Consider the following 22,542-nt stretch of genomic DNA (forward strand, 5'->3'; position numbering starts at 1 on the left):
TGAGTTAAAATACGATTGAATTAAACAGTTGCTATTAATAGCTCACAATGATAAATAAATTGACGTTAATTTAAAAAATAATCAAACGTGTGGGGGTGTCTAATGTGAATAATGAATATCCATATAGTGCTGACGAGGTATTATCCAAAGCAAAATCATATCTTTCAAAGGAAGACTATCAGTATGTATTAAAGAGTTATCATCTTGCTTATGAGGCACATGAAGGTCAATTTCGTAAAAATGGACTACCCTATATTATGCATCCTATTCAAGTGGCTGGTATCTTAACAGAAATGCATTTAGACGGACCTACGATTGTTGCAGGTTTTTTACATGACGTAATTGAAGATACGCCATATACATTTGATGATGTAAAAGGTATGTTTAATGAGGAAATTGCGGTTATCGTTGAGGGTGTAACCAAGTTAAAAAAAGTAAAATATCGTTCAAAAGAAGAACAACAGGCTGAAAACCATAGAAAACTGTTTATCGCTATTGCAAAAGATGTTCGTGTTATTTTAGTAAAATTAGCCGACAGATTACATAATATGAGAACACTTAAGGCAATGAAAAGAGAAAAACAAATCAGAATTTCTAAAGAAACTTTAGAAATTTATGCACCTTTAGCGCATCGTTTAGGTATCAATACGATTAAATGGGAATTAGAAGATACATCTTTAAGATATATTGATAGTGTGCAATATTTTAGAATCGTTAACCTCATGAAAAAGAAACGTAGTGAGCGTGAAGAATACATTCAAAATGCCATTGAAAACATTCAACAAGATATGTCATCTATGAATATACAAGGTGATATCAGTGGTAGACCAAAGCATATTTATAGCATATATCGAAAAATGGTTAAACAGAAAAAGCAATTTGATCAAATCTTTGATTTATTGGCAATAAGAGTGATTGTTAATTCTATCAATGATTGTTATGCCATTTTAGGTTTAGTACATACATTATGGAAACCCATGCCAGGCAGATTCAAGGATTATATTGCCATGCCAAAACAAAATATGTATCAATCATTACATACGACGGTAGTTGGTCCAAATGGAGACCCATTAGAAATTCAAATTCGTACATTTGAAATGCATGAAATTGCAGAACACGGGGTTGCAGCACATTGGGCTTATAAAGAAGGTAAAAAGGTTAATGAAAAGACACAAAGCTTTAATAAAAAATTAAATTGGTTAAAGGAATTAGCCGAGACTGATAATACAACTTCTGATGCTGAAGAGTTTATGGAAACGTTGAAATTTGATTTGCAAAGCGATAAAGTTTATGCCTTTACGCCTGAAAGTGATGTTATTGAGTTGCCATATGGTGCGGTGCCAATTGATTTTGCTTATGCAATTCATAGTGAAGTTGGAAACAAGATGATAGGTGCGAAAGTTAACGGAAAAATTGAACCAATTGATTATGTCTTACAAACCGGTGATATTGTTGAAATACGTACGAGTAAACATTCATATGGTCCAAGTCGTGACTGGTTGAAGATTGTTAAGTCATCTAGTGCCAAAAGTAAAATTCGAAGCTTCTTTAAAAAACAAGACCGTTCATCAAATATTGAAAAAGGTAAATTTATGATTGAGGCTGAAATCAAAGATCATGGATTTAGAGTAGATGATGTGTTGACTGATGACAATATCGAAATTGTTAATGATAAATATAACTTTGCTAATGAAGAGGACTTATTTGCAGCCGTAGGATTCGGAGGCGTAACTGCATTGCAAATTGTCAACAAATTGACAGAAAAGCAAAGAATATTAGAAAAGCAAAAAGCTTTAAATGAAGCACAAGAAATCACAAAGTCAGTTCCAATAAAGGATGATATAACTACTGATAGTGGTGTATATGTTGAAGGTATCGAAAATGTCTTGATCAAACTGTCAAAATGTTGTAATCCAATACCTGGAGATGATATTGTAGGTTATATCACTAAAGGACACGGTATCAAAGTACATAGAACAGATTGCCCGAATATAAAAAATGAACATGATCGTCTTATTCATGTTGAATGGGTACGTTCAAAGGATTCTACACAAAGATATCAAGTAGATTTAGAAGTTTCTGCATATGATCGCAACGGGCTTTTAAACGAAGTATTACAAGCTGTAAATTCAACGCAGAGTAATTTAGTTAAAGTTTCCGGACGTTCAGATGTAGATAAAAATGCCGTAATTAATATTAGTGTTATGGTTAAAAATGTGAACGAAGTATATCAAGTAGTTGAAAAAATAAAACAACTTGGTGATGTTTACACGGTTACAAGAGTTTGGAATTAGAGGTGCAACATACATGAAAATAGTGGTTCAAAGAGTAAAAGAAGCTTCAGTTTCTAATGGAACAATAGATAATCAGATTAAACAAGGTTATTGTTTATTAGTTGGTATTGGTAGCGAATCCACAGAAGCGGATATTGAAGCATTAGCTAAAAAAATCGTTAATGCAAGACTGTTTGAAGATGAGCAAGGTAAGCTGAATCTCAATATTCAGCAAATAGAAGGTGAGATCTTATCTATTTCTCAATTTACATTATATGCAGATGTGAGAAAGGGAAATAGACCAGGATTCTCACGTTCTATGCCACCAGAACAAGCAAATGAATTTTATGAAAAGTTTAATGACGCATTGCGTTCTTATGGAGTCAATGTATTGACGGGAGAATTTGGTACAGACATGCTCGTTAATATTGCCAATGATGGCCCTGTAACAATTATATATGAAAGTCAGGATGGCAAAATCATATGAAAAAATTCAATACTTGGTTAGAAAATAATAATCTCAGAAACATTCCCACACTAATTGTCGTAGTAGCATTTATTATCTTTATTTTTATGATCATTTCTTTCTTAAATCATAATAGTGAAGATGGCAGTACAATTTATGTTACAGAAGATGCGGAATTAAGAACTGGACCGAGCGCAATTTATCCAGTGATTGATCCAATTTACAAAGGACAAAACTTCCATAAAATTAATAAGTCAGGTAAGTGGATTCAGGTAGAATCCAGTAATGGTAAAGAGAAAGGTTGGGTAGCAGGTTGGCATACGAATTTAGATATTCAAGCAGATGCCAATCCGAATGCTAAACCTTTAAAAGATAAAACAATAGTACTTGACCCTGGTCACGGCGGTAGTGATCAGGGAGCTTCAAGTAATACAAAAAAGCATAGTAAGGAAAAAGTGTATACTTTAAAAACTGCAAAGGAATTAAAGGCCTTGTTAGAAAAGGAAGGCGCAGTAGTAAATATGACACGTGAATCCGATGTTTATGTAAGTCTTGACGATAGAAATATTAAAGGTGACGCATATATAAGCATACATAATGATTCTTTAAAATCATCAAAGGCTAATGGTAGTACCGTATATTGGTACAAAGATAACCAAGAAGCTTTAGCAGAAACAATCAGTGCAAGCTTGCAGAAGAGAGCTTTATTAACTAATAAAGGTGCAAGACAAGAGAATTTCCAAGTATTGAGACAAACCAATGTACCTGCCGTATTACTAGAATTAGGCTATATCAGCAACCCAACAGACGAAGATATGATTCAAGATCAACTTCATCGTCATATTGTGGAAAAAGCAGTCGTAGATGGACTGAAATCTTATTTCTCTCAATAAAAAAGGTTGCATATTGATAATAAAGTCGTTATTATTGAATATGAATTCTATATTAAAACCGTTATGATTCTTGAAATTACTAAATGAAAGAGGTAGCATTTTAACAAATGTGTAGAGACATAATTCGTGGCTGAAAGATTATGCTGAGTAACTTAGTAATATAACACAAGAAGAGGTGCTTTATTTTATAAAGTCGTGTAACGAACGTTATTTCGTTTTAAAGTGGGTCATAAGAAATTTATGGCCAATTAGGGTGGCAACACGGAGAACATCGTCCCTTGTATGACTATAATGTCATGCAAGGGACTTTTTTATTGTTAAAAAGGAGAGATTCTATGATAAATATACCTAGAGGTACTCAAGATATACTGCCAGAAGAAACAAAAAAATGGCGTTACATTGAAACTAAATTGGATGAATTGATGGAATTTTACAATTATCAAGAAATTAGAACACCAATTTTTGAAAGTACAGAATTATTTGCACGCGGTGTCGGTGGTTCTACAGATGTCGTTCAAAAGGAAATGTATACCTTTATTGATAAAGGTGATAGAAGTATGACACTTAGACCAGAAGGTACTGCCGCCGTGGTACGTTCATACATTGAAAATAAAATGCAAGGATTGCCAAACCAACCTGTAAAGTTATATTACAATGGGCCAATGTTCCGTTATGAAAGAAAGCAAAAGGGACGTTATCGCCAATTCACACAATTCGGGGTTGAAGCAATTGGTGCTGAAAATCCTGCAATGGATGCTGAAGTGTTGGCAATGGTGATGCACATTTATGAATCATTTGGTTTAAAACATTTAAAATTAGTCATCAATAGTATTGGTGATATCGATTCACGTAAAGAATACAATGAAGCTTTAGTTAAACACTTTGAGCCAGTCATCGACACTTTCTGTAGTGATTGTCAATCTAGATTGCATACAAATCCTATGAGAATTTTGGATTGTAAGGTAGATAGAGATAAAGAAGCGGTCAAATCAGCGCCAAGAATTACTGAATATTTAAATGAAACATCAAAAAATTACTTTGCTGAAGTGAAACAACATTTAGATGACTTAGAAATTCCTTACGTTGAAGATCCAAATCTTGTTAGAGGTCTTGATTATTATACGCACACAGCATTTGAGTTAATGATAGATAATCCAAATTTTGACGGAGCAATAACTACGTTATGTGGTGGTGGACGTTATAATGGATTGCTTGAATTGTTAGATGGTCCGAATCAAACTGGCATTGGATTTGCCTTGAGTATTGAGCGTTTATTAATGGCACTTGAAGAAGAAGGCATTGAATTAGACGTAGACAAAGACTTTGATTTGTTTATTGTAACTATGGGTGAACAAGCTGATCGATATGCGGTTAAATTATTAAATGATTTACGTAAGCAAGGTGTCCGTGCTGATAAAGATTATTTAAGTAGAAAAATTAAAGGTCAAATGAAACAAGCGGATCGTTTGAATGCAAATTATACTATTGTGGTTGGAGACCAAGAATTAGAAAACGACAAAATTAATGTAAAGAATATGCAAACAGGTGAATCTGAAGAAATTACATTATCTGAAATTGTTAATTATTTCAAAAAATAAGGAGAAGATGAAATGACTAAGCGTACAACATATTGCGGACTGATTACTGAAGCGCATTTAGAAGAAGAAGTAGTACTTAAAGGTTGGGTACACAACCGTAGAGACTTAGGTGGCTTAATATTCGTAGACTTACGTGATAGAGAAGGATATGTACAAATTGTATTCAATCCGGATTTTTCAGAAGAAGCATTACATGTAGCGGAAACTGTAAGATCTGAGTACATTGTTGAAGTAAGAGGGGTAGTTAAAAAACGTGATCCTGAAACAGTAAACCCTAAAATTGCAACTGGACAAGTTGAGGTACAAGTATCTGATATTCAAATTATAAACAAATCAGAAACACCTCCATTTGCTTTAAATGAGGAAAATCAAAATGTTGATGAAAATATCCGTTTAAAATATAGATATTTAGATTTAAGAAGACAAGAATTAGCTCAAACATTTAAAATGCGTCACCAAACAACACGTTCAATTAGACAATATTTAGATCAGGCAGGATTTTATGATATTGAAACACCAGTCTTAACAAAATCTACGCCAGAAGGTGCGCGTGACTATTTAGTACCTTCACGTGTACACGAAGGTGAATTTTATGCTTTACCGCAATCACCACAAATATTTAAACAATTGTTAATGATTAGTGGATTTGATAAATACTATCAAATCGTTAAATGTTTCCGTGATGAGGATTTACGTGCAGATAGACAACCTGAATTTACACAAGTTGATATTGAAATGAGTTTCGTAGATCAAGAAGACGTAATGGATATGGGCGAAGAAATGTTACAGAATGTCGTAAAGGATGTTAAAAACATTGAAGTTCCACGACCATTCCCTAGAATGACTTATCATGAAGCAATGGAACGTTACGGTTCGGATAAACCAGACACGCGTTTTGATATGGAGTTAATCAATGTATCAGAATTAGGCGAAATCATGGATTTCAAAGTATTTAAAGATACAGTTAACAACAATGGTCAAGTTAAAGCAATAGTGGCTAAAGGTGCCTCTGACCATTATACAAGAAAAGATATTGACGCATTAACTGAATTTGTTGGAATTTATGGTGCTAAAGGATTGGCATGGGTTAAAGTTGTTGAAGACGGCTTGAACGGACCGATTGCTAAATTCTTTGAACAAGATCATGTTGCAAAATTACAAGAATTAACTGAAGCTGAAGCAGGAGATTTAGTATTATTTGTTGCTGATAAACCAAGTGTAGTAGCGCAAAGTTTAGGTGCTTTAAGACTTAAACTAGCAAAAGAATTAGAATTAATCGATGAAACTAAATTAAACTTCTTATGGGTAACAGATTGGCCATTATTAGAATATGATGAAGATACTAAGCGTTATGCAGCAGCACACCATCCATTTACTGCACCGAAACAAGAAGACATTGCAAAATTAGATACTGAACCAGAAAATGCACAAGCCAATGCTTATGACATTGTCTTAAATGGATATGAATTAGGTGGTGGTTCAATCAGAATTCACAATGGTGAATTACAAGAAAAAATGTTTGAAGTACTAGGATTCACACCAGAACAAGCTAGAGAACAATTTGGATTCTTAATTGATGCATTTAATTACGGAGCACCACCACATGGCGGAATCGCGCTTGGTTTAGACCGATTAGTTATGTTATTAACAGGTCGTACAAATTTACGTGACACAATTGCATTCCCTAAAACAGCATCCGCATCATGTTTATTAACAGATGCTCCAAGTGAAGTATCTGATAATCAACTTGAAGAATTATCACTACGTATCCGCCATTAATTAATAAGTTATTTATAAAAGTCTTTATTCTTGCTTATTTCGAATTATGTGGTATGATATGTCCATAAGATAGTCATCTGTAGTGTTCGTATGTTTGCTTTTTATTTGGGCCTAACACTCTTTGATCAGGGAGCCCAATAGGTTTTCTTGCAGCGCACACGCCTCTAAAGGAGGACTTGCAACACAAGAAACAGGGCACCCACCTGTTTAGAACAGGCCGAATGATCAAGCACTTTACAACTACGGCACAGACGGACTCTATCGGTACGCAAGACTTCGGTCTTGCGTATTTTTTTGTATTTTAATATTAATCTAAATTATAAATTGGGATGTTACTATTTTTGTAAATTGAAAAAAGTGGTAGCATGATATAATAAAAGTGAAGTAAAAGTTAAATTTTTAATGAGGAGTATGACAATGAAACATCAATTTTCACGTAATGAATTGGCCTATGGACAAGAAGGCCTAGATTTATTAAAGGATAAAACGGTCGTAGTATTAGGTGTAGGTGGCGTTGGTTCATTTGCAGCTGAAGCCTTAGCGAGAACAAATATAGGTCATATTATATTAATTGATAAAGATGATGTGGATATTACCAATGTAAATCGTCAACTACATGCTTTAACATCTACAATTGGTCAAAGTAAAGTGACGTTAATGGAAGAGCGTATCAAATTAATTAATCCAGAATGTAAAGTCACGCCACTTCACATGTTCTATACTGAGGAAACATATGAAGATTTATTTAATAATTATGATATCGATTATTTTGTTGATGCAAGTGATACAATTATTTATAAAGTTCACTTAATGAAAGAATGTCTAGCAAGAGGCATCAAAGTAATTTCAAGCATGGGAGCTGCCAATAAAACTGATCCGACGCGTTTCCAAATTGCTGACATTTCAAAAACACACATGGATCCAATGGCAAAAATTATCAGACAAAAATTGAAAAAAGCTGGTATTAAAAAGGGGATACCAGTAGTTTTCTCTGATGAAAGTCCTATCGTTATTAGAGAAGACGTCAAGGAAACTGTTGGTGATGCGAATGCCCCTACGAGAAAGGGACAAATGCCACCATCCTCTAACGCCTTCGTCCCTAGTGTCGTAGGGTTGATATGTGCAAGCTACGTTGTCAATGATATTTTAAAAGATATATCAGTTACGCGAATTAAAGATAGAAAGCAATAGTATAATTTATGTACAGTTAAAAAATACAGCAGATTAGAACAAAGTGGATTAGATTGTTCTTGTCTGCTGTTATTTTTATAAACATGTTATTTTAGTTTTTGTTGAGAGTCTAAAATATTGTCGTATATTGTTTTAAATTGTTGCTCGGTTTTAGAAGTAGTTTTAGGTTGATAATAGATACTATGCTTTAATTTGCTTGGCAAATACTGTTGAGGTACAAATCCGTTTTCATAACTATGTGGGTATTTATAGCCAATAGCTCGGCCTAATTCTTTTGCACCGGCGTAGTGACCATCCTTTAAATGGTCAGGTATTTGTCCTATTTTGCCTTTACGAATATCAGATAATGCCGCATCAATGGCTGTTATGCCAGAGTTCGATTTTGGAGAGAGACAGAGTTCAATAACAGCTTGGCTTAAGGGAATGCGTGCTTCTGGAAAGCCTAGCCTTTCTGCTGATTCAATGGCAGCTAAAGTACGTTGACCTGCACTTGGTGATGCCAACCCAATATCTTCATAAGCAATAACGAGTAATCTTCGAACTATTGTTGGTAAGTCTCCAGCTTCAATCAATCTAGCTAGATAATGTAAAGCAGCATTCACATCACTTCCACGAATTGATTTTTGAAAGGCGCTCATCACATCATAGTGCATATCTCCATCTTTATCACTAACAAATGCACCTTTTTGTAAACAATCCTTAGCATCTTGTAATGTAATAATGCGTTGCTTATTTTCGCTAACCTCAGAACTTAATACTGCCAATTCTAGCGCGTTAAGTGCACTTCTTACATCACCTTGACTTTGTGTAGAAAAATAAGTCATTGCCTCTGAATCTACTACTGGATGATATTGTGCTAAACCACGTTCACTATCTTCTAGTGCACGTGTTAATGAAAGTTTAATATCATCGTCATTTAATGGATATAATTCAAAAATTTGTGCTCTCGAACGAATAGCAGGATTGATGGCATGATATGGATTTGAAGTTGTGGCGCCAATTAGCACAATCTTTCCATTTTCTAAATGTGGCAATAAAAAATCTTGTTTCGCTTTGTCTAATCTATGAATTTCGTCTAATAACAGAATCACTTGACCTGACATTTTTGCTTCTTCCACAATAAGTTGCATATCTTTTTTAGTATTTGTAACAGCATTAAGCTGTCTGAATTTAAATTGTGTACTTCCTGAAATGGCTTTAGCGATACTTGTTTTGCCGATTCCAGGTGGACCATAAAATATCATAGAAGATAATCGTTTTGTTTCAACCATCCTTCTAATAATGCCTTTTGGACCAACTAAATGTTGTTGAGAAATTATTTCGTCAATATTATTAGGTCTCATTCTTGAAGCGAGGGGTTCGTTTGTCACAATCTTTCACACCTTTCTAATTCTATATTAACGTAAAAAATGATAGAATGTTAATATATAGTATTCGAATTAAGTGAGGTTATATAATGAAAATTTCAACAAAAGGAAGATATGGATTAACACTAATGATATCCTTAGCTAAAAAGCAAGGCCAAGGGTGTGTTTCTTTAAAATCTATCGCAGAAGAGAATAATTTAAGTGATTTGTATCTTGAACAATTGGTGGGTCCATTGAGAAACGCTGGATTAATTCGAAGTGTTCGTGGTGCTAAGGGTGGTTACCAACTTAGAGTATCAGCCGAAGAAATTACAGCGGGCGATATTATTCGTTTATTAGAAGGGCCAATTACATTTGTAGAAAGTATTGAATCTGAACCACCAGCACAAAAACAACTTTGGATTCGTATGAGAGATGCAGTAAGAGAAGTATTAGATAATACAACACTAAAATATTTAGCTGATTATAAAGAGACAAATAATTTAGATGGATATATGTTCTATATTTAATTAATATAATGATTTGATAACATTGTTGTCTTTTAATCGATTATAAAGTAGATGGTTTCTATAAATTCAGCCTTATAAATTATTTAGCGTCTTTAAAGATTTAATTATTATGTTTAATCAAATTTTAAAAGTGGTATATAACAAACATATACATCGCTAAGGAGGTTTTTTAAATGGCTGATGAAAGCAAGATTGAACAAGCCAAAGGCAATGTAAAAGAAACTGTCGGTAATGTTACTGACAATAAAGATTTAGAAAATGAAGGAAAAGACGACAAAAAATCTGGCAAAGCCAAAGAAGTCGTTGAAAATGCAAAACAAAAAGCAAACGAAGCTATTGATAAATTTAAAAAATAAAATTTATATAACTTTAGTTTAAATCCGAAAGGGGAACATTACCATGGCTGAGAATTTCTTAGATAAAGCGAAAGAAGCTGCAAAAACAGTTTCTGACAAATTAAAGGATTCAGATAATGAAAAGGCGAAACAAGCGTCTGAACAAATTGACAAATTCACTGGTGGCAGTGATGATAATAAAGATAAAGACAACGAAAAATAAAATAGCTATTATATTTTAAAACTGTCGACAATATTGTTTTGTCGACAGTTTTTTTGCCTTATATAGCTTAGTTTATACAAGTTAATAAATAAACCAGCACATTATATTTTTAGCAATGTGCTGGTTGGTCATAGTTTTTATTTATTATCAGTGAAATGCGTGTCGATGATATTTTTAAGTTTTTTGTATGACTCTAATTGCGCATTTTGATCGTATACATAACTAATTGCCATTAGTTCATCTATTTCTCCATAAACCTCAATAAATGCTTCTAATTTTTGCTTTACTGTCTCTTCAGAACCAATTAAGGATTGATTTAATCTTTGTTGCGCCATTTCAAATTCTCTTGGTGTTAATAATCCTTTCAAATCATCAGTTGGTGGTTGTACAGGTTGCATTTTACCTCTAGTAATACTAACCATTACTTGTGCTTGAGTGGAAGCAAGGTAGTATGCTTGTTCATCTGTATCTGCAACTATTGCATTTAAACAAACTATCATATAAGGTTCTTGCAATACTTCTGATGGTTCGAATAATTCTTTATAAATTGACATTGCTTCTTTCATTTGTTGAGGGGCAAAATGTCCTGCAAATACATAGGGTAATCCTTTTCTTGCAGCTAAATGTGCAGAATCAGTAGAAGAACCTAAAATATAAAGAGGAACATTTTTATTCACTGCTGGGTATGCACGGACATATGACTGTTGGTTACTTGGTCCGAAATAAGTGGCTAACTGTTCTACCTCATCTGGAAATTCGTAAACGCCATTGTGTTGATCTCTTCTTAATGCACTTGCTGTCATCATATCAGTACCAGGTGCACGTCCCAATCCTAAATCAACACGGTTGGGAAAAACTGTTTCCATAGTACCAAATTGTTCAGCTACGATTAATGGCGCATGGTTTGGTAGCATGATACCTCCAGAACCAACTCTTATCTTAGATGTATGTTCTAAAGTGTGTTGTATTAATAATGCAGTTGCTGAGCTCACTAAATTAGGAGCATTATGGTGCTCAGCTATCCAGTATCGATCATAATGTAATGCTTCAAGGTTTTGCGCTAGTTTAACCATATCTTTAATAGCATCTTTGTCATCTTGACCTTCACGAATAGGCACTAAGTTTAGTGCAGAGAGTCTTACATCTTTCATTTTATTATTTCCTCCTCGGTGTTTCTAATATAAAGAAGTATAACAGTCGTTTTAAAACTTGCGTAAAATATTGCTCACTGTTATACTATATCCAAATTAAAACGTTAGGTGGCTTAAATTAGGACAATGGATAAAACTCATAAGATAAACAAATTAGAAACTAAAGCAAATATAAAATTATGGGATATGTCTATGTCTTAAACAGGCTCGTTATTATTAATAACAGAATAAGTAATGTAATTTTACTGTTGACATGTCATATCCATGAAAGTGGGGAATTGGTATGTCTTTTTATTTTACAGAAAAGCCATTTGAAAGGTTCGGCAAGACATTAATAGAAGAGGTTAATTTAAGTGTTGAACCAGGTGAACATATAGCAATTGTTGGTGATAACGGGGTAGGTAAATCAACATTACTTAATGCAATTTACAATAAATATAATGATTCAACGTATTTGATGGATCAAGAATTATCGAAGTATAAAAATGCAACGGCAATAAATTATATTATGTCGTGGTATCCAGAATTATTAGATATTAAACTTGCTATGCAAACTGATTATGAAAAAATTGGTGACTATATAGAACTTAATGGATATGAAATAGAAGAACAAATCATTTTACAAGCAAAGCAATTAAATTTAGAAGAGTCAGATTTAGATAAACAAATGGGGCAGTTAAGCGGCGGACAACAAACCAAAGTAGCATTAGTTCGAGCAATGATTTCAGAAAAAAATTTAATATTGTTGGATGAACCAACAAATCACTTAGATAAACAAATGATTCATATTGTCGTGGATTATATAAAGCAAGCAAAGCAAAGTATATTATACGTGTCACATCATAGAGGATTTATCGACGAAACTGCAACGCACATTATTGAAATTACACCACAAGCTACAAAAAAATTTACGGGTAATTATAGTCAATATAAATCCATTATAGATGTTGAAAGAGAAACTCAAAAAAAGGTATACGAGAAAAAGCAAAAAGAAATAAAAGCATTGGAAGCAACCGTAGATAGAGTTAAAAATTGGCATAAAACTGCGAATCAATCTGCAAGTGTTCGTAATCCGTTAGAGCAAAAGCGTTTGAGTAAATTAGCTCAAAAGGCAAAGGTTAAAGAATCACAAATAAATCAAAAACTTGAAAAGATTAAAGTCCAACAGCCTAAGTCGGATGATCGTCACTTCCATTTTGAGAATCAAGATGCGCTAAATAAAAAGTATTTAATGCAATTATATGATTTTAGCATCACTATTGATGGTAAGAATATTTATCAAAATGCAAATTTCGAAATTAAAGATAATGAAAATATTATACTTACTGGCCCGAATGGTAGTGGCAAATCATTATTAATCTCAATTATCAAGCAGTCAATAATACCAGATGAGGGTGATATTTATATAACGCCTTCTCTAAAAATAGCTTATTTTGACCAAAAAAATGACAATTTAAATTATGACAGCACAGCATTAACTATGTTATTAAACATGGAAGGTATGGAACGTAGTCAAGCACAAACGATATTGGCGTCATTTGGATTTGATAACCAAAAAATAAACCTTCCAATTTCTCAATTATCTATGGGAGAGAAAAGTAGATTACAGTTTGTATTATTATATTTCTCAAATCCACATTTATTAATACTCGACGAACCAACCAATTACTTCGATATTGCTACGCAAGATTTAATATTACAGATGTTAAAGCAATTTGCAGGACAAGTAATGATTGTGACGCATGATGAATACTTGAAATCTCAAATTACAGCGACTCATTGGACAATTAAAGATAAAAAGTTAATGAATTTAACATTATCAGAGAAGCATTCACCCAATATGGTGGATGATACATTAAAATTATTAGATGATTATAAGTCGATAGATGAATTCGGACATTTTGAAACAGACAACTAGAAAATTTAATTAGATGGTGCTATCATTGGAACATTGATAAAAATTTAAGGAGTGTCAAACATGGAAGTATATGCAGACTACGCTGCAACAACCCCTGTAAAGCAGGAAGTAATCGATAAAATGATGGATATTTATACAGGTCATTATGGAAATCCTTCATCTATTCATAGTTTGGGACGAGATGCACGAAAGTATTTAGATGAATCACGTAGAAATGTAGCCAAGATACTTGGCGCTAAACCGAGTGAAGTTATATTTACAAGTGGTGCAACAGAATCTAATAATACTGCTATAAAGGGTATTGCATATCAGTTACGTGAGCAAGGGAATCATATTATTACGACAAAAATTGAACACCATTCTGTACTCCATGTATTTGAACAACTTGAGCACGAGGGATTTGATGTAACATATCTAGATGTGAATAAAGAGGGAATAGTACAATTAGATCAATTAAAGGAAGCATTGACGCCATCAACTATTCTCGTTTCTATAATGTTTGTAAATAATGAAGTGGGTACTGTTCAACCAATGTATGATATTGATGCAATTGTTGCAGAGTCTAATGCACTCCTCCATGTTGATACAGTTCAAGCAATTGGTCATCTAGATATCAAGTTTAATGAGTTTGATATTGCGGCTATGAGTATTACAGCACATAAATTCGGTGGTCCAAAGGGTGTGGGTGCATTATTACTAAAAGAAAACACACCAATTCAATATACACAATTAGGCGGTGACCAAGAAGCGAAAAGACGTGCTGGTACAGAAAATTTACCACAGATTGTAGGTTTTTCAGAGGCCTTAACATTAGCTGATACACAACGTGATACAAATAATGTGCATTTGTTGAATTTGAAAAACTTATTTTTAGTATCATTGCAAGAGCGGTCAATACCATTTGAATTTAATGGATCAATGACTGACTCGACAGGTCATATTGTTAATTTATACTTCCCTTTTATTGATGTAGAAACATTACTTACATTATTAGATTTATCGAATATATATGTATCTTCTGGTTCCGCATGTACTGCTGGAACTACTACGCCATCGCATGTACTAGTAGCGATGTTTGATACAGATGAACGAGCGAAACATTCAGTGAGATTTAGTTTTAATGAATTAACTACAGAGCAAGAAGTTAAATATATAGCTACAGAAATCCATAAAATATACCATAAATTCAAGGAGGAAATTTAGTTGTCAAATAAAGATACACGAGTTGTAGTCGGCATGTCAGGTGGCGTGGATAGTTCCGTTACTGCTCACATATTAAAAGAACAAGGTTATGATGTCATCGGCATTTTTATGAAGAATTGGGACGATACAGACGAAAATGGTTATTGTACTGCTACAGAAGATTATAATGATGTTATAGCTGTATGTAATCAAATTGGTATACCGTATTACGCGGTGAATTTTGAACAGGAATATTGGGATAAAGTATTCACATACTTTTTAGATGAATATAAAAAAGGACGTACACCCAATCCAGATGTTATGTGTAATAAAGAAATCAAATTCAAAGCATTTTTAGAACATGCATTGAAATTAGGTGCCGATTATGTAGCTACAGGTCATTATGCTAGAATTCGCCGTCACGAAGATGGACATGTAGAAATGCTTCGCGGTGTTGATAACAACAAAGATCAAACTTACTTCTTAAATCAATTATCTCAAGAACAATTGTCTCATGTCATGTTCCCTATTGGAGATATTGATAAAAAAGAAGTACGTAAAATTGCTGAAGAAGCGGGGCTTGCAACAGCTAAGAAAAAAGATTCTACTGGAATTTGTTTTATTGGTGAACGTAATTTCAAAGAATTTTTATCGCAATATTTACCTGCACAAGCTGGCGAAATGCGTACGCTATCAGGTGAAAAGGTTGGTATGCATGCTGGATTAATGTATTATACGATTGGTCAACGTCATGGCTTAGGTATTGGTGGAGATGGAGATCCATGGTTTGTTGTGGGCAAAAATTTAGACGACAATATTTTATATGTTGAACAAGGATTCCATCATGATGCATTATACAGTGATTATCTTATTGCTTCAGATGCATCATTTATCAATGCGGTTGATTTAGAAAAAGGATTTGCTTGTACTGCAAAATTCAGATATCGTCAAAAGGATACACAGGTCTTTGTAAGAAAAGAAAGTGAAAATGCTATTCGTGTGACCTTTGATGAACCAGTAAGAGCCATTACACCTGGACAAGCCGTTGTCTTTTATGATGGTGATGTATGTTTAGGCGGCGCTACTATTGATGATGTATTTAAAGAATCAGGTCAGTTAAGTTATGTAGTTTAATATATCAAATAGATTGGCAATGATTTAATATCGCTAGTATACTATGTAGAAGATAGTTTCTAGCGATTTCTTTTTGGCAATGTAAATATATTTATGATGCCGCAATGTTATAATAAAATCTCAGAAATGAGGGTTACAATGGAGCAAGAACAAATTTATGAATTAATTAAAGAAGGAAAAATTGAAGAGGCCTTAGCTGCGTTATTTAACAATATTGAGCAAGATCCACAACAAGTTGAAAATTATATTAACGCAGGCATATTAATTGCTGAAGCAGGGGAAGTTGAAAAAGCAGAAAAATTCTTCCAAAAGGCGATTACAATTGATCCTGAAAATGGAGCTATCTACTACAATTTAGGTAATGTATACTACAATGAAAGTAGATTTAAAGAAGCAATCAAGCTTTATCAGCAAGCGTTAAAATATAACATCGATAAGGTAGATACAAATTATATGATTGGCATGTCTTTCAATCATTTAGAAGCTTTTAAAGAAGCAATGCCATTCTTAATGACAGCTGCAGAATTAGATGAACGTCAAGATGTTGAGGTTCAATTTCAGTATGGGTTAGTGTTGTGCCATTTAGAAATGTTTGATGCTGCAATCAAACAATTAGAGCATGTTGTTTCTGTAGAACCTACACATACGGATGCGTTATACAATTTAGGTTTGGCGACATACATGCAAACGGAAGATACATCAAAGGCTATTGCTTATTTTGAACAAGCAGTTGCCGTAAATCCAGAACATTTAATGAGTCAACATGCAATAAAGACATTTAAAGCTATTGCAGAGGAGGAGTAATTATGGAGGACCCTACATTATTTAATCAATCAATGATTAAAGGCACAGTAGATGCTATACTTTTTCAAAATAAAGAAAATTTCTACACCGTCTTAAAGGTCGATACGATTGAAACAAATGAAAATTTTGATTCGATGCCTACAATTGTAGGGTTCTTTCCAGATATTGCTGAAGGAGACGTATATACCTTTAAAGGTCAAATAGTGACGCACGCAAAGTATGGTAAGCAATTAAAAGCAGAAACATTTGAAAAGGAATTACCACAAACGAAAGAAGCGATAATTAGTTACTTGTCGAGTGATTTATTTAAAGGTATCGGAAAAAAAACAGCGCAAAGTATTGTTAATAAACTAGGTGAAAATGCAATCAATGATATATTGAATGATCCAACCATTCTAGAAAATGTGCCTGGTTTACCAAAAAAGAAACAAAAGCAAATAGCTGAACAAATTGCGAGTAATCAGGAAACAGAGCAAATCATTATCAGGCTACATGATTTAGGCTTTGGTCCCAAATTAGCGATGTCTATTTATCAAGCTTATCTTGGTGAAACATTGACGATAGTTGAACAAAAACCTTATCAACTCGTTTACGATGTTAAAGGAATAGGTTTTAATAAGGCGGATACTTTAGCAAGAAACGTTGGAATACAATTCAATGATCCTGAACGATTGAAAGCTGGTGTGCTTTATGTTCTAGAGGAAGAATGTATCAAACAAGGACATACATACTTGCCAACACAAACTGTGTTAGATATGACCAGTGACATGTTGTCGAATCAACCACAAGAAATAATTAACCACGAACAATTAGAAGAAGTCATGCAACAACTTGTAGATGCAGATAAGTTAATACGTCAAGACACTGAAGTTGCAATACCAAGTTTGTATTATTCTGAATTAAAAAGTGTCCAAAACTTGTATCGTAATTTTACTTATACTAACAAATTAAAGGAAATTGAACAGTCAGATCTATTGTTAGAGATAGGTGAAATTGAAACGAGAAATGATGTTAATTATGCTGAGTCACAACGAGAAGCGTTACAAACTGCAATTAATTCTAAGGTAATGCTGTTAACAGGTGGTCCAGGTACAGGTAAGACTACAGTAATTAAAGGTATTGTAGAATTATATGCTGAAATACATGGGTTATCTCTAGATTATGACGACTATAAAAATGATGATTATCCAGTTGTATTAGGTGCGCCAACTGGAAGGGCATCGAAACGTCTAGCAGATGCAACAGGACTTGAAGCTATGACGATTCATCGTTTGATAGGTTGGAATCAAGATACCCAACCTGAAGATATCTTGGATAACGAGATATCAGCCAAATTAATCATTATAGATGAAATGTCAATGGTTGATACGTGGCTATTTCACCAATTTATGAATGCTGTACCAATAGATGCACAAATTGTACTCGTAGGCGATGAAGACCAATTGCCATCAGTAGGACCAGGACAAGTATTTAAGGATTTAATTGACTCAAAAGTGGTGCCACGTGTGAATTTAACTGAAGTTTATCGCCAGCAAGATGGTTCAAGTATCATTGAATTAGCACATCGTATGAAATTAAACGAACCTATTGATATAAGCCAACGTTATCACGATCGTAACTTTATTAATTGTAGTACTGAACAAATTCCCACTGTAGTCGAAAAGGTTGTGGGCAGTGCAGTGAAGAAAGGCTATGACATGAGTGATATTCAAGTATTAGCGCCTATGTATAAAGGGTCAGCCGGTATTAAAAAGCTCAATACAGTGTTGCAATCTATACTTAATCCTAAACAAAAAGATTCTAGAGAAATAGAATTTGGTGATGTGATATTTCGTAAAGGAGATAAAGTATTGCAACTTGTGAATAGACCTAGCGATAATATTTTTAATGGTGATATTGGTGTTGTTGTAGGTATATTTTGGGCAAAGGAAAATGCCTTGAATAAAGACGTCTTAGTCGTTGATTTTGAAGGAAATGAAATTACATTTTCAAGACAAGATTTAATGGAGTTAACACATGCTTATTGTACTTCTATTCATAAGTCACAAGGGTCTGAATTTCCAATCGTCATTATGCCTATGGTCAAACAATACTTTAGAATGTTACAAAAGCCTATATTATATACTGGATTAACAAGAGCTAAACAGTCTCTTGTATTTTTAGGAGATCCACAAGCCTTTGAAATAGGATTGAACACACATGGACAAGTGCGTTTGACTCAACTTTGTTCATTTTTAAAGGATTATTTCAATAATGAAGAAGCGGATACAGAAGCACAACAAATAAATGAATATGTAGATGCCGATACGATTTTAACTGAAACAACAATGTTTAAAATTGACCCAATGATTAATATGGGCCAAATTTCGCCTTATGATTTTATAGAAGATTGACAATAAGGCGGAAAATAAATACAATATAACTAACGTTGCATAAAGATGAGTAAATTATGTTAAACCCTATAGAGATGTACTGGTTGCTGAGAAGTACAGTTAACATAATTGAACGCTACTTTATGTCAGTAAACATAAGAACTAATTGAGTGATAAGTGAGAATTGGTGGATTTTGATGATGTGATGCCATGTAGTCCGATTGATAACATGACTAAATATTATTAATTTACTAATTACTTATAACTAGGGTGGTACCGCGAAACGTTCGTCCCTTTTATGAGGATGGGCGTTTTTTATTTGCTGATTTATAGTATTACTGGAATTGTGCAGAACATGAGATGAGATGGAGGATATTTAAGGATGAAAAATCTAAAAGCAAGTGAAATTAGACAAAGTTTTATAGATTATTTTGTTGAAAAAGGACATATGGTTGAACCATCAGCACCTTTAGTACCAATTGATGATGATTCGCTATTATGGATTAATTCAGGAGTAGCGACTTTAAAAAAATATTTCGATGGCCGTGAAACACCTAAAAAACCAAGGATTGTAAATTCTCAAAAAGCAATTCGAACAAATGATATTGAAAATGTAGGTTTCACTGCAAGACACCATACATTCTTTGAAATGCTTGGTAATTTTTCAATTGGGGACTACTTTAAACGTGAAGCAATTACATTTGCTTGGGAATTTTTAACAAGTGATAAATGGATGGCAATGGAGCCAGAAAAACTATATGTCACGATTCATCCTGAAGATACGGAAGCTTATGAAATTTGGAATGAAGAGATTGGTTTAGAGGAAAGTCGAATCATTCGTATTGAAGGAAATTTCTGGGATATTGGTGAAGGTCCTTCAGGTCCTAATACTGAGATTTTTTATGATAGAGGAGAGCAATTTGGTGCTAATGACCCAGCAGAGGAAATGTATCCAGGTGGAGAAAATGAGCGTTATCTTGAAGTATGGAATTTAGTATTTAGTGAGTTCAATCATAACAAAGATCACTCATATACGCCGTTACCAAATAAAAATATTGATACGGGTATGGGATTAGAACGTATGGCATCAATAGCTCAAAATGTTCGCACGAATTATGAAACAGATTTATTTATGCCAATTATTAATGAAGTTGAACAGATTTCAGGAAAAAAATATTTAGAAGTTGAAGCCAACGATGTAGCATTTAAAGTTATCGCTGACCATATTAGAACGATTGCCTTTGCCATTGCAGATGGTGCTTTGCCAGCAAATGAAGGTCGTGGATATGTATTACGACGTCTATTACGTCGTGCAGTGAGATTCAGTCAAACTTTAGATATCAATGAACCATTCATGTATCGTTTAGTGGATATTGTGGCTGAAATTATGGAACCGTATTATCCAAATGTTCTTGAAAAAGCTGATTTTATTAAACGTGTAATTAAATCTGAGGAAGAGCGTTTCCATGAAACATTAGAAGAAGGTTTAGCAATTTTAAATAATTTAGTTGCAAATGCAAAAGAAGGCAACCATCAGATAAGCGGTAAAGATGCATTTAAATTATATGATACTTATGGTTTCCCTATTGAACTAACTGAAGAAATTGCACTACAAGAACAATTGTCAGTAGATATGGAAACATTTGATGCAGAAATGCAACAACAAAGAGATAGAGCAAGACAAGCACGTCAAAACACGCAATCTATGCAAGTACAAAGTGAAGTATTGAAAAATATTACAACACAAAGTAACTTTGTCGGTTATGATGTAATGGAGCAAGCTACAACAATAACTGATATACTATTTGACGGTGCATTAGTTGAATCTGTAGAAGCAGGTCAAAGCATTCACTTTATTTTAGAGGAAACACCGTTTTATGCGGTAAGTGGTGGTCAAGTTGCTGATAAAGGTACAGTTGGCAATGAACACTTTGAAATAGCTGTAAACGAAGTAACAAAAACGCCAAATGGTCAAAATCTCCACAAAGGTGAAGTTCAATTTGGTCAAGTTACAAAAGGTAGTCCTGTAGAAGCTAAAGTAAATCAAAAAGCACGTTTAGCTATTGAGAAAAACCATAGCGCAACGCATTTATTACATGCTGCCTTGAAAGAAGTATTGGGAGATCATGTTAACCAAGCAGGTTCGTTAGTAGAAAGTGATCGACTACGCTTTGACTTTTCACATTTTGGACCAATGAATGATAATGAAATTGCTGAAGTTGAACGTCGAGTTAACGAAGAAATTTGGAATAGCATCAATGTAAACATTAAAGAGATGTCAATTTCAGATGCAAAAGCAATGGGTGCAATGGCTTTATTCGGAGAAAAATATGGAGACGTTGTTCGTGTAGTCGATATGTCACCGTATTCTATCGAATTATGCGGAGGAACACATGTTAACAATACATCAGAAATTGGGTTGTTTAAAATTGTTAGTGAGTCAGGTACTGGTGCTGGAGTTAGACGTATTGAAGCGTTGACTGGTAAAGGTGCGTTCCAATATTTAGAAGCAGTTCAAGAAAAATTCAATGCTGTTAAAGATCTTGTGAAAGTGAAATCTGACGATCAAGTGCTTGATAAAGTGCAGCAAATGCAAGTAGACGAAAAAGAACTAACGAAGCAATTAGAACAACGTAATAAAGAAATTACGTCACTAAAAATGGGTGATATCACAGATCAAGTTGAAGAAATTAATGGACTTAAGGTATTAGCTACAGAAGTTGAAGTTGCAAATGCAAAAGCTATTCGTGAAACGATGGATGATTTCAAATCGAAGTTACAAGATACGGTAATTATCTTAATTAGTAACGTTGATGGAAAGGTTTCTCTTATCGCCACTGTACCTAAAGAACTTACAGGAAAAATCAAAGCTGGTGATATTATTAAGAATATGGCTCCACAAGTTGGTGGTAAAGGTGGCGGTCGTCCAGATATGGCTCAAGGTGGCGGAACTGAACCTGAAAACATCACAGAATCATTACGTTTCATTAAAAATTATATTAAATCACTATAACTTAAAACCATTGTCATGTAGAATGTAACTAAAGTATAGAAATTATTTGCGCGATTTAAGGAGTGTTTAACAATGGAAAACTTTGATAAAACAATGAAATTCAATTATGATGAAATTCCTAAAGAAGATGTCAAAACAGTATTGCAAAATGTCTACAAAACGTTAGAAGAAAAAAACTATAATCCTGTAAATCAAATTGTAGGTTATCTCTTATCTGGAGATCCTGCCTATATTCCGCGTCACAATGAAGCTAGAAATCAAATCCGTCGTATAGATCGTGATGATATTATGGAAGAATTAGTTTCAAATTATTTAACTGAGAATGATAAGTAAG

General features: G+C 33.7%; 18 protein-coding genes and 1 other RNA gene. 17 read left to right on the top strand and 2 right to left on the bottom strand.

All coding sequences use genetic code 11. The features are described 5' to 3' along the window. Positions 1-104: 104 nt before the first annotated feature. The 7 genes from JN168_RS06150 (at position 105) to JN168_RS06180 (ending at position 8,200) form a co-directional block, all read left to right on the top strand. The gene (locus JN168_RS06150; protein WP_042738507.1) at positions 105-2,294 is read left to right on the top strand and encodes a RelA/SpoT family protein; all 2,190 of its coding nucleotides are present in this window, start codon (positions 105-107) and stop codon (positions 2,292-2,294) included. Positions 2,295-2,307: 13 nt separating this feature from the next. Then, positions 2,308-2,760 carry a D-aminoacyl-tRNA deacylase gene (dtd, locus tag JN168_RS06155; protein ID WP_042738508.1) on the top strand — a complete coding sequence of 151 codons (453 nt, stop codon included), beginning with the start codon at positions 2,308-2,310 and terminating at the stop codon, positions 2,758-2,760. Continuing rightward, on the top strand, positions 2,757-3,632 hold the full coding sequence (locus JN168_RS06160) for an N-acetylmuramoyl-L-alanine amidase family protein (RefSeq protein ID WP_042738509.1): 876 nt from the start codon (positions 2,757-2,759) through the stop codon (positions 3,630-3,632). The genes dtd and JN168_RS06160 overlap by 4 nt, the downstream gene beginning before the upstream one ends. A 335-nt stretch (positions 3,633-3,967) precedes the next feature. After that, on the top strand, positions 3,968-5,230 hold the full coding sequence (gene hisS, locus JN168_RS06165; protein WP_042738510.1) for a histidine--tRNA ligase: 1,263 nt from the start codon (positions 3,968-3,970) through the stop codon (positions 5,228-5,230). Between the two features lie 12 nt (positions 5,231-5,242). After that, the gene (gene aspS / locus JN168_RS06170) at positions 5,243-7,009 is read left to right on the top strand and encodes an aspartate--tRNA ligase (RefSeq protein ID WP_229367257.1); all 1,767 of its coding nucleotides are present in this window, start codon (positions 5,243-5,245) and stop codon (positions 7,007-7,009) included. A 71-nt stretch (positions 7,010-7,080) separates the two neighbouring features. Continuing rightward, positions 7,081-7,271, top strand: a non-coding RNA gene (gene ssrS, locus JN168_RS06175) — 6S RNA. Between the two features lie 155 nt (positions 7,272-7,426). After that, the gene (locus JN168_RS06180; protein WP_042738512.1) at positions 7,427-8,200 is read left to right on the top strand and encodes a tRNA threonylcarbamoyladenosine dehydratase; all 774 of its coding nucleotides are present in this window, start codon (positions 7,427-7,429) and stop codon (positions 8,198-8,200) included. 86 nt (positions 8,201-8,286) lie between these two features. On the opposite strand, the gene JN168_RS06185 is transcribed toward JN168_RS06180, so the two are convergent. After that, positions 8,287-9,570, bottom strand: a complete 1,284-nt coding sequence (locus JN168_RS06185) for a replication-associated recombination protein A (protein ID WP_042738513.1) — start codon at positions 9,568-9,570, stop codon at positions 8,287-8,289. An 86-nt stretch (positions 9,571-9,656) separates the two neighbouring features. Between JN168_RS06185 and cymR the strand changes: the two genes are divergently transcribed. The 3 genes from cymR (at position 9,657) to JN168_RS06200 (ending at position 10,634) form a co-directional block, all read left to right on the top strand. Then, complete coding sequence (gene cymR, locus JN168_RS06190) at positions 9,657-10,076, top strand: cysteine metabolism transcriptional regulator CymR (RefSeq protein WP_042738514.1); 420 nt, start codon at positions 9,657-9,659, stop codon at positions 10,074-10,076. Positions 10,077-10,249: 173 nt separating this feature from the next. Then, positions 10,250-10,432, top strand: a complete 183-nt coding sequence (locus tag JN168_RS06195; RefSeq protein ID WP_042738515.1) for a CsbD family protein — start codon at positions 10,250-10,252, stop codon at positions 10,430-10,432. A 43-nt stretch (positions 10,433-10,475) separates the two neighbouring features. Next, complete coding sequence (locus JN168_RS06200) at positions 10,476-10,634, top strand: hypothetical protein (protein ID WP_162846333.1); 159 nt, start codon at positions 10,476-10,478, stop codon at positions 10,632-10,634. Between the two features lie 137 nt (positions 10,635-10,771). Here the strand turns inward: JN168_RS06200 and JN168_RS06205 are convergent, their stop codons facing one another. Continuing rightward, the gene (locus JN168_RS06205; RefSeq protein ID WP_279526238.1) at positions 10,772-11,785 is read right to left on the bottom strand and encodes an LLM class flavin-dependent oxidoreductase; all 1,014 of its coding nucleotides are present in this window, start codon (positions 11,783-11,785) and stop codon (positions 10,772-10,774) included. A gap of 283 nt (positions 11,786-12,068) precedes the next feature. Here JN168_RS06205 and sal(D) point away from each other — a divergent pair, with 283 nt between their 5' ends. From sal(D) to JN168_RS06240, 7 genes are all read left to right on the top strand, one after another. Continuing rightward, positions 12,069-13,703: an ABC-F type ribosomal protection protein Sal(D) gene (gene sal(D), locus JN168_RS06210; RefSeq protein WP_279526239.1), complete on the top strand. Its 1,635-nt coding sequence runs from the start codon at positions 12,069-12,071 to the stop codon at positions 13,701-13,703. Positions 13,704-13,763: 60 nt separating this feature from the next. After that, positions 13,764-14,906: a cysteine desulfurase family protein gene (locus JN168_RS06215; RefSeq protein WP_107511914.1), complete on the top strand. Its 1,143-nt coding sequence runs from the start codon at positions 13,764-13,766 to the stop codon at positions 14,904-14,906. Beyond that, complete coding sequence (gene mnmA, locus JN168_RS06220) at positions 14,907-16,019, top strand: tRNA 2-thiouridine(34) synthase MnmA (RefSeq protein ID WP_042738518.1); 1,113 nt, start codon at positions 14,907-14,909, stop codon at positions 16,017-16,019. It begins immediately after the preceding gene. Positions 16,020-16,157: 138 nt separating this feature from the next. Then, positions 16,158-16,823: a tetratricopeptide repeat protein gene (locus tag JN168_RS06225; protein WP_042738519.1), complete on the top strand. Its 666-nt coding sequence runs from the start codon at positions 16,158-16,160 to the stop codon at positions 16,821-16,823. A 2-nt stretch (positions 16,824-16,825) separates the two neighbouring features. Continuing rightward, the gene (gene recD2, locus JN168_RS06230; protein WP_042738520.1) at positions 16,826-19,216 is read left to right on the top strand and encodes an SF1B family DNA helicase RecD2; all 2,391 of its coding nucleotides are present in this window, start codon (positions 16,826-16,828) and stop codon (positions 19,214-19,216) included. 361 nt (positions 19,217-19,577) lie between these two features. Further along, positions 19,578-22,208 carry an alanine--tRNA ligase gene (alaS, locus tag JN168_RS06235; protein ID WP_279526240.1) on the top strand — a complete coding sequence of 877 codons (2,631 nt, stop codon included), beginning with the start codon at positions 19,578-19,580 and terminating at the stop codon, positions 22,206-22,208. Positions 22,209-22,280: 72 nt separating this feature from the next. Then, positions 22,281-22,541 carry an IreB family regulatory phosphoprotein gene (locus tag JN168_RS06240; protein ID WP_107527555.1) on the top strand — a complete coding sequence of 87 codons (261 nt, stop codon included), beginning with the start codon at positions 22,281-22,283 and terminating at the stop codon, positions 22,539-22,541. The last annotated feature ends 1 nt before the right edge of the window (position 22,542 follow it).

Source organism: Staphylococcus gallinarum, assembly GCF_029774255.1.
GTDB lineage: Bacteria > Bacillota > Bacilli > Staphylococcales > Staphylococcaceae > Staphylococcus > Staphylococcus gallinarum.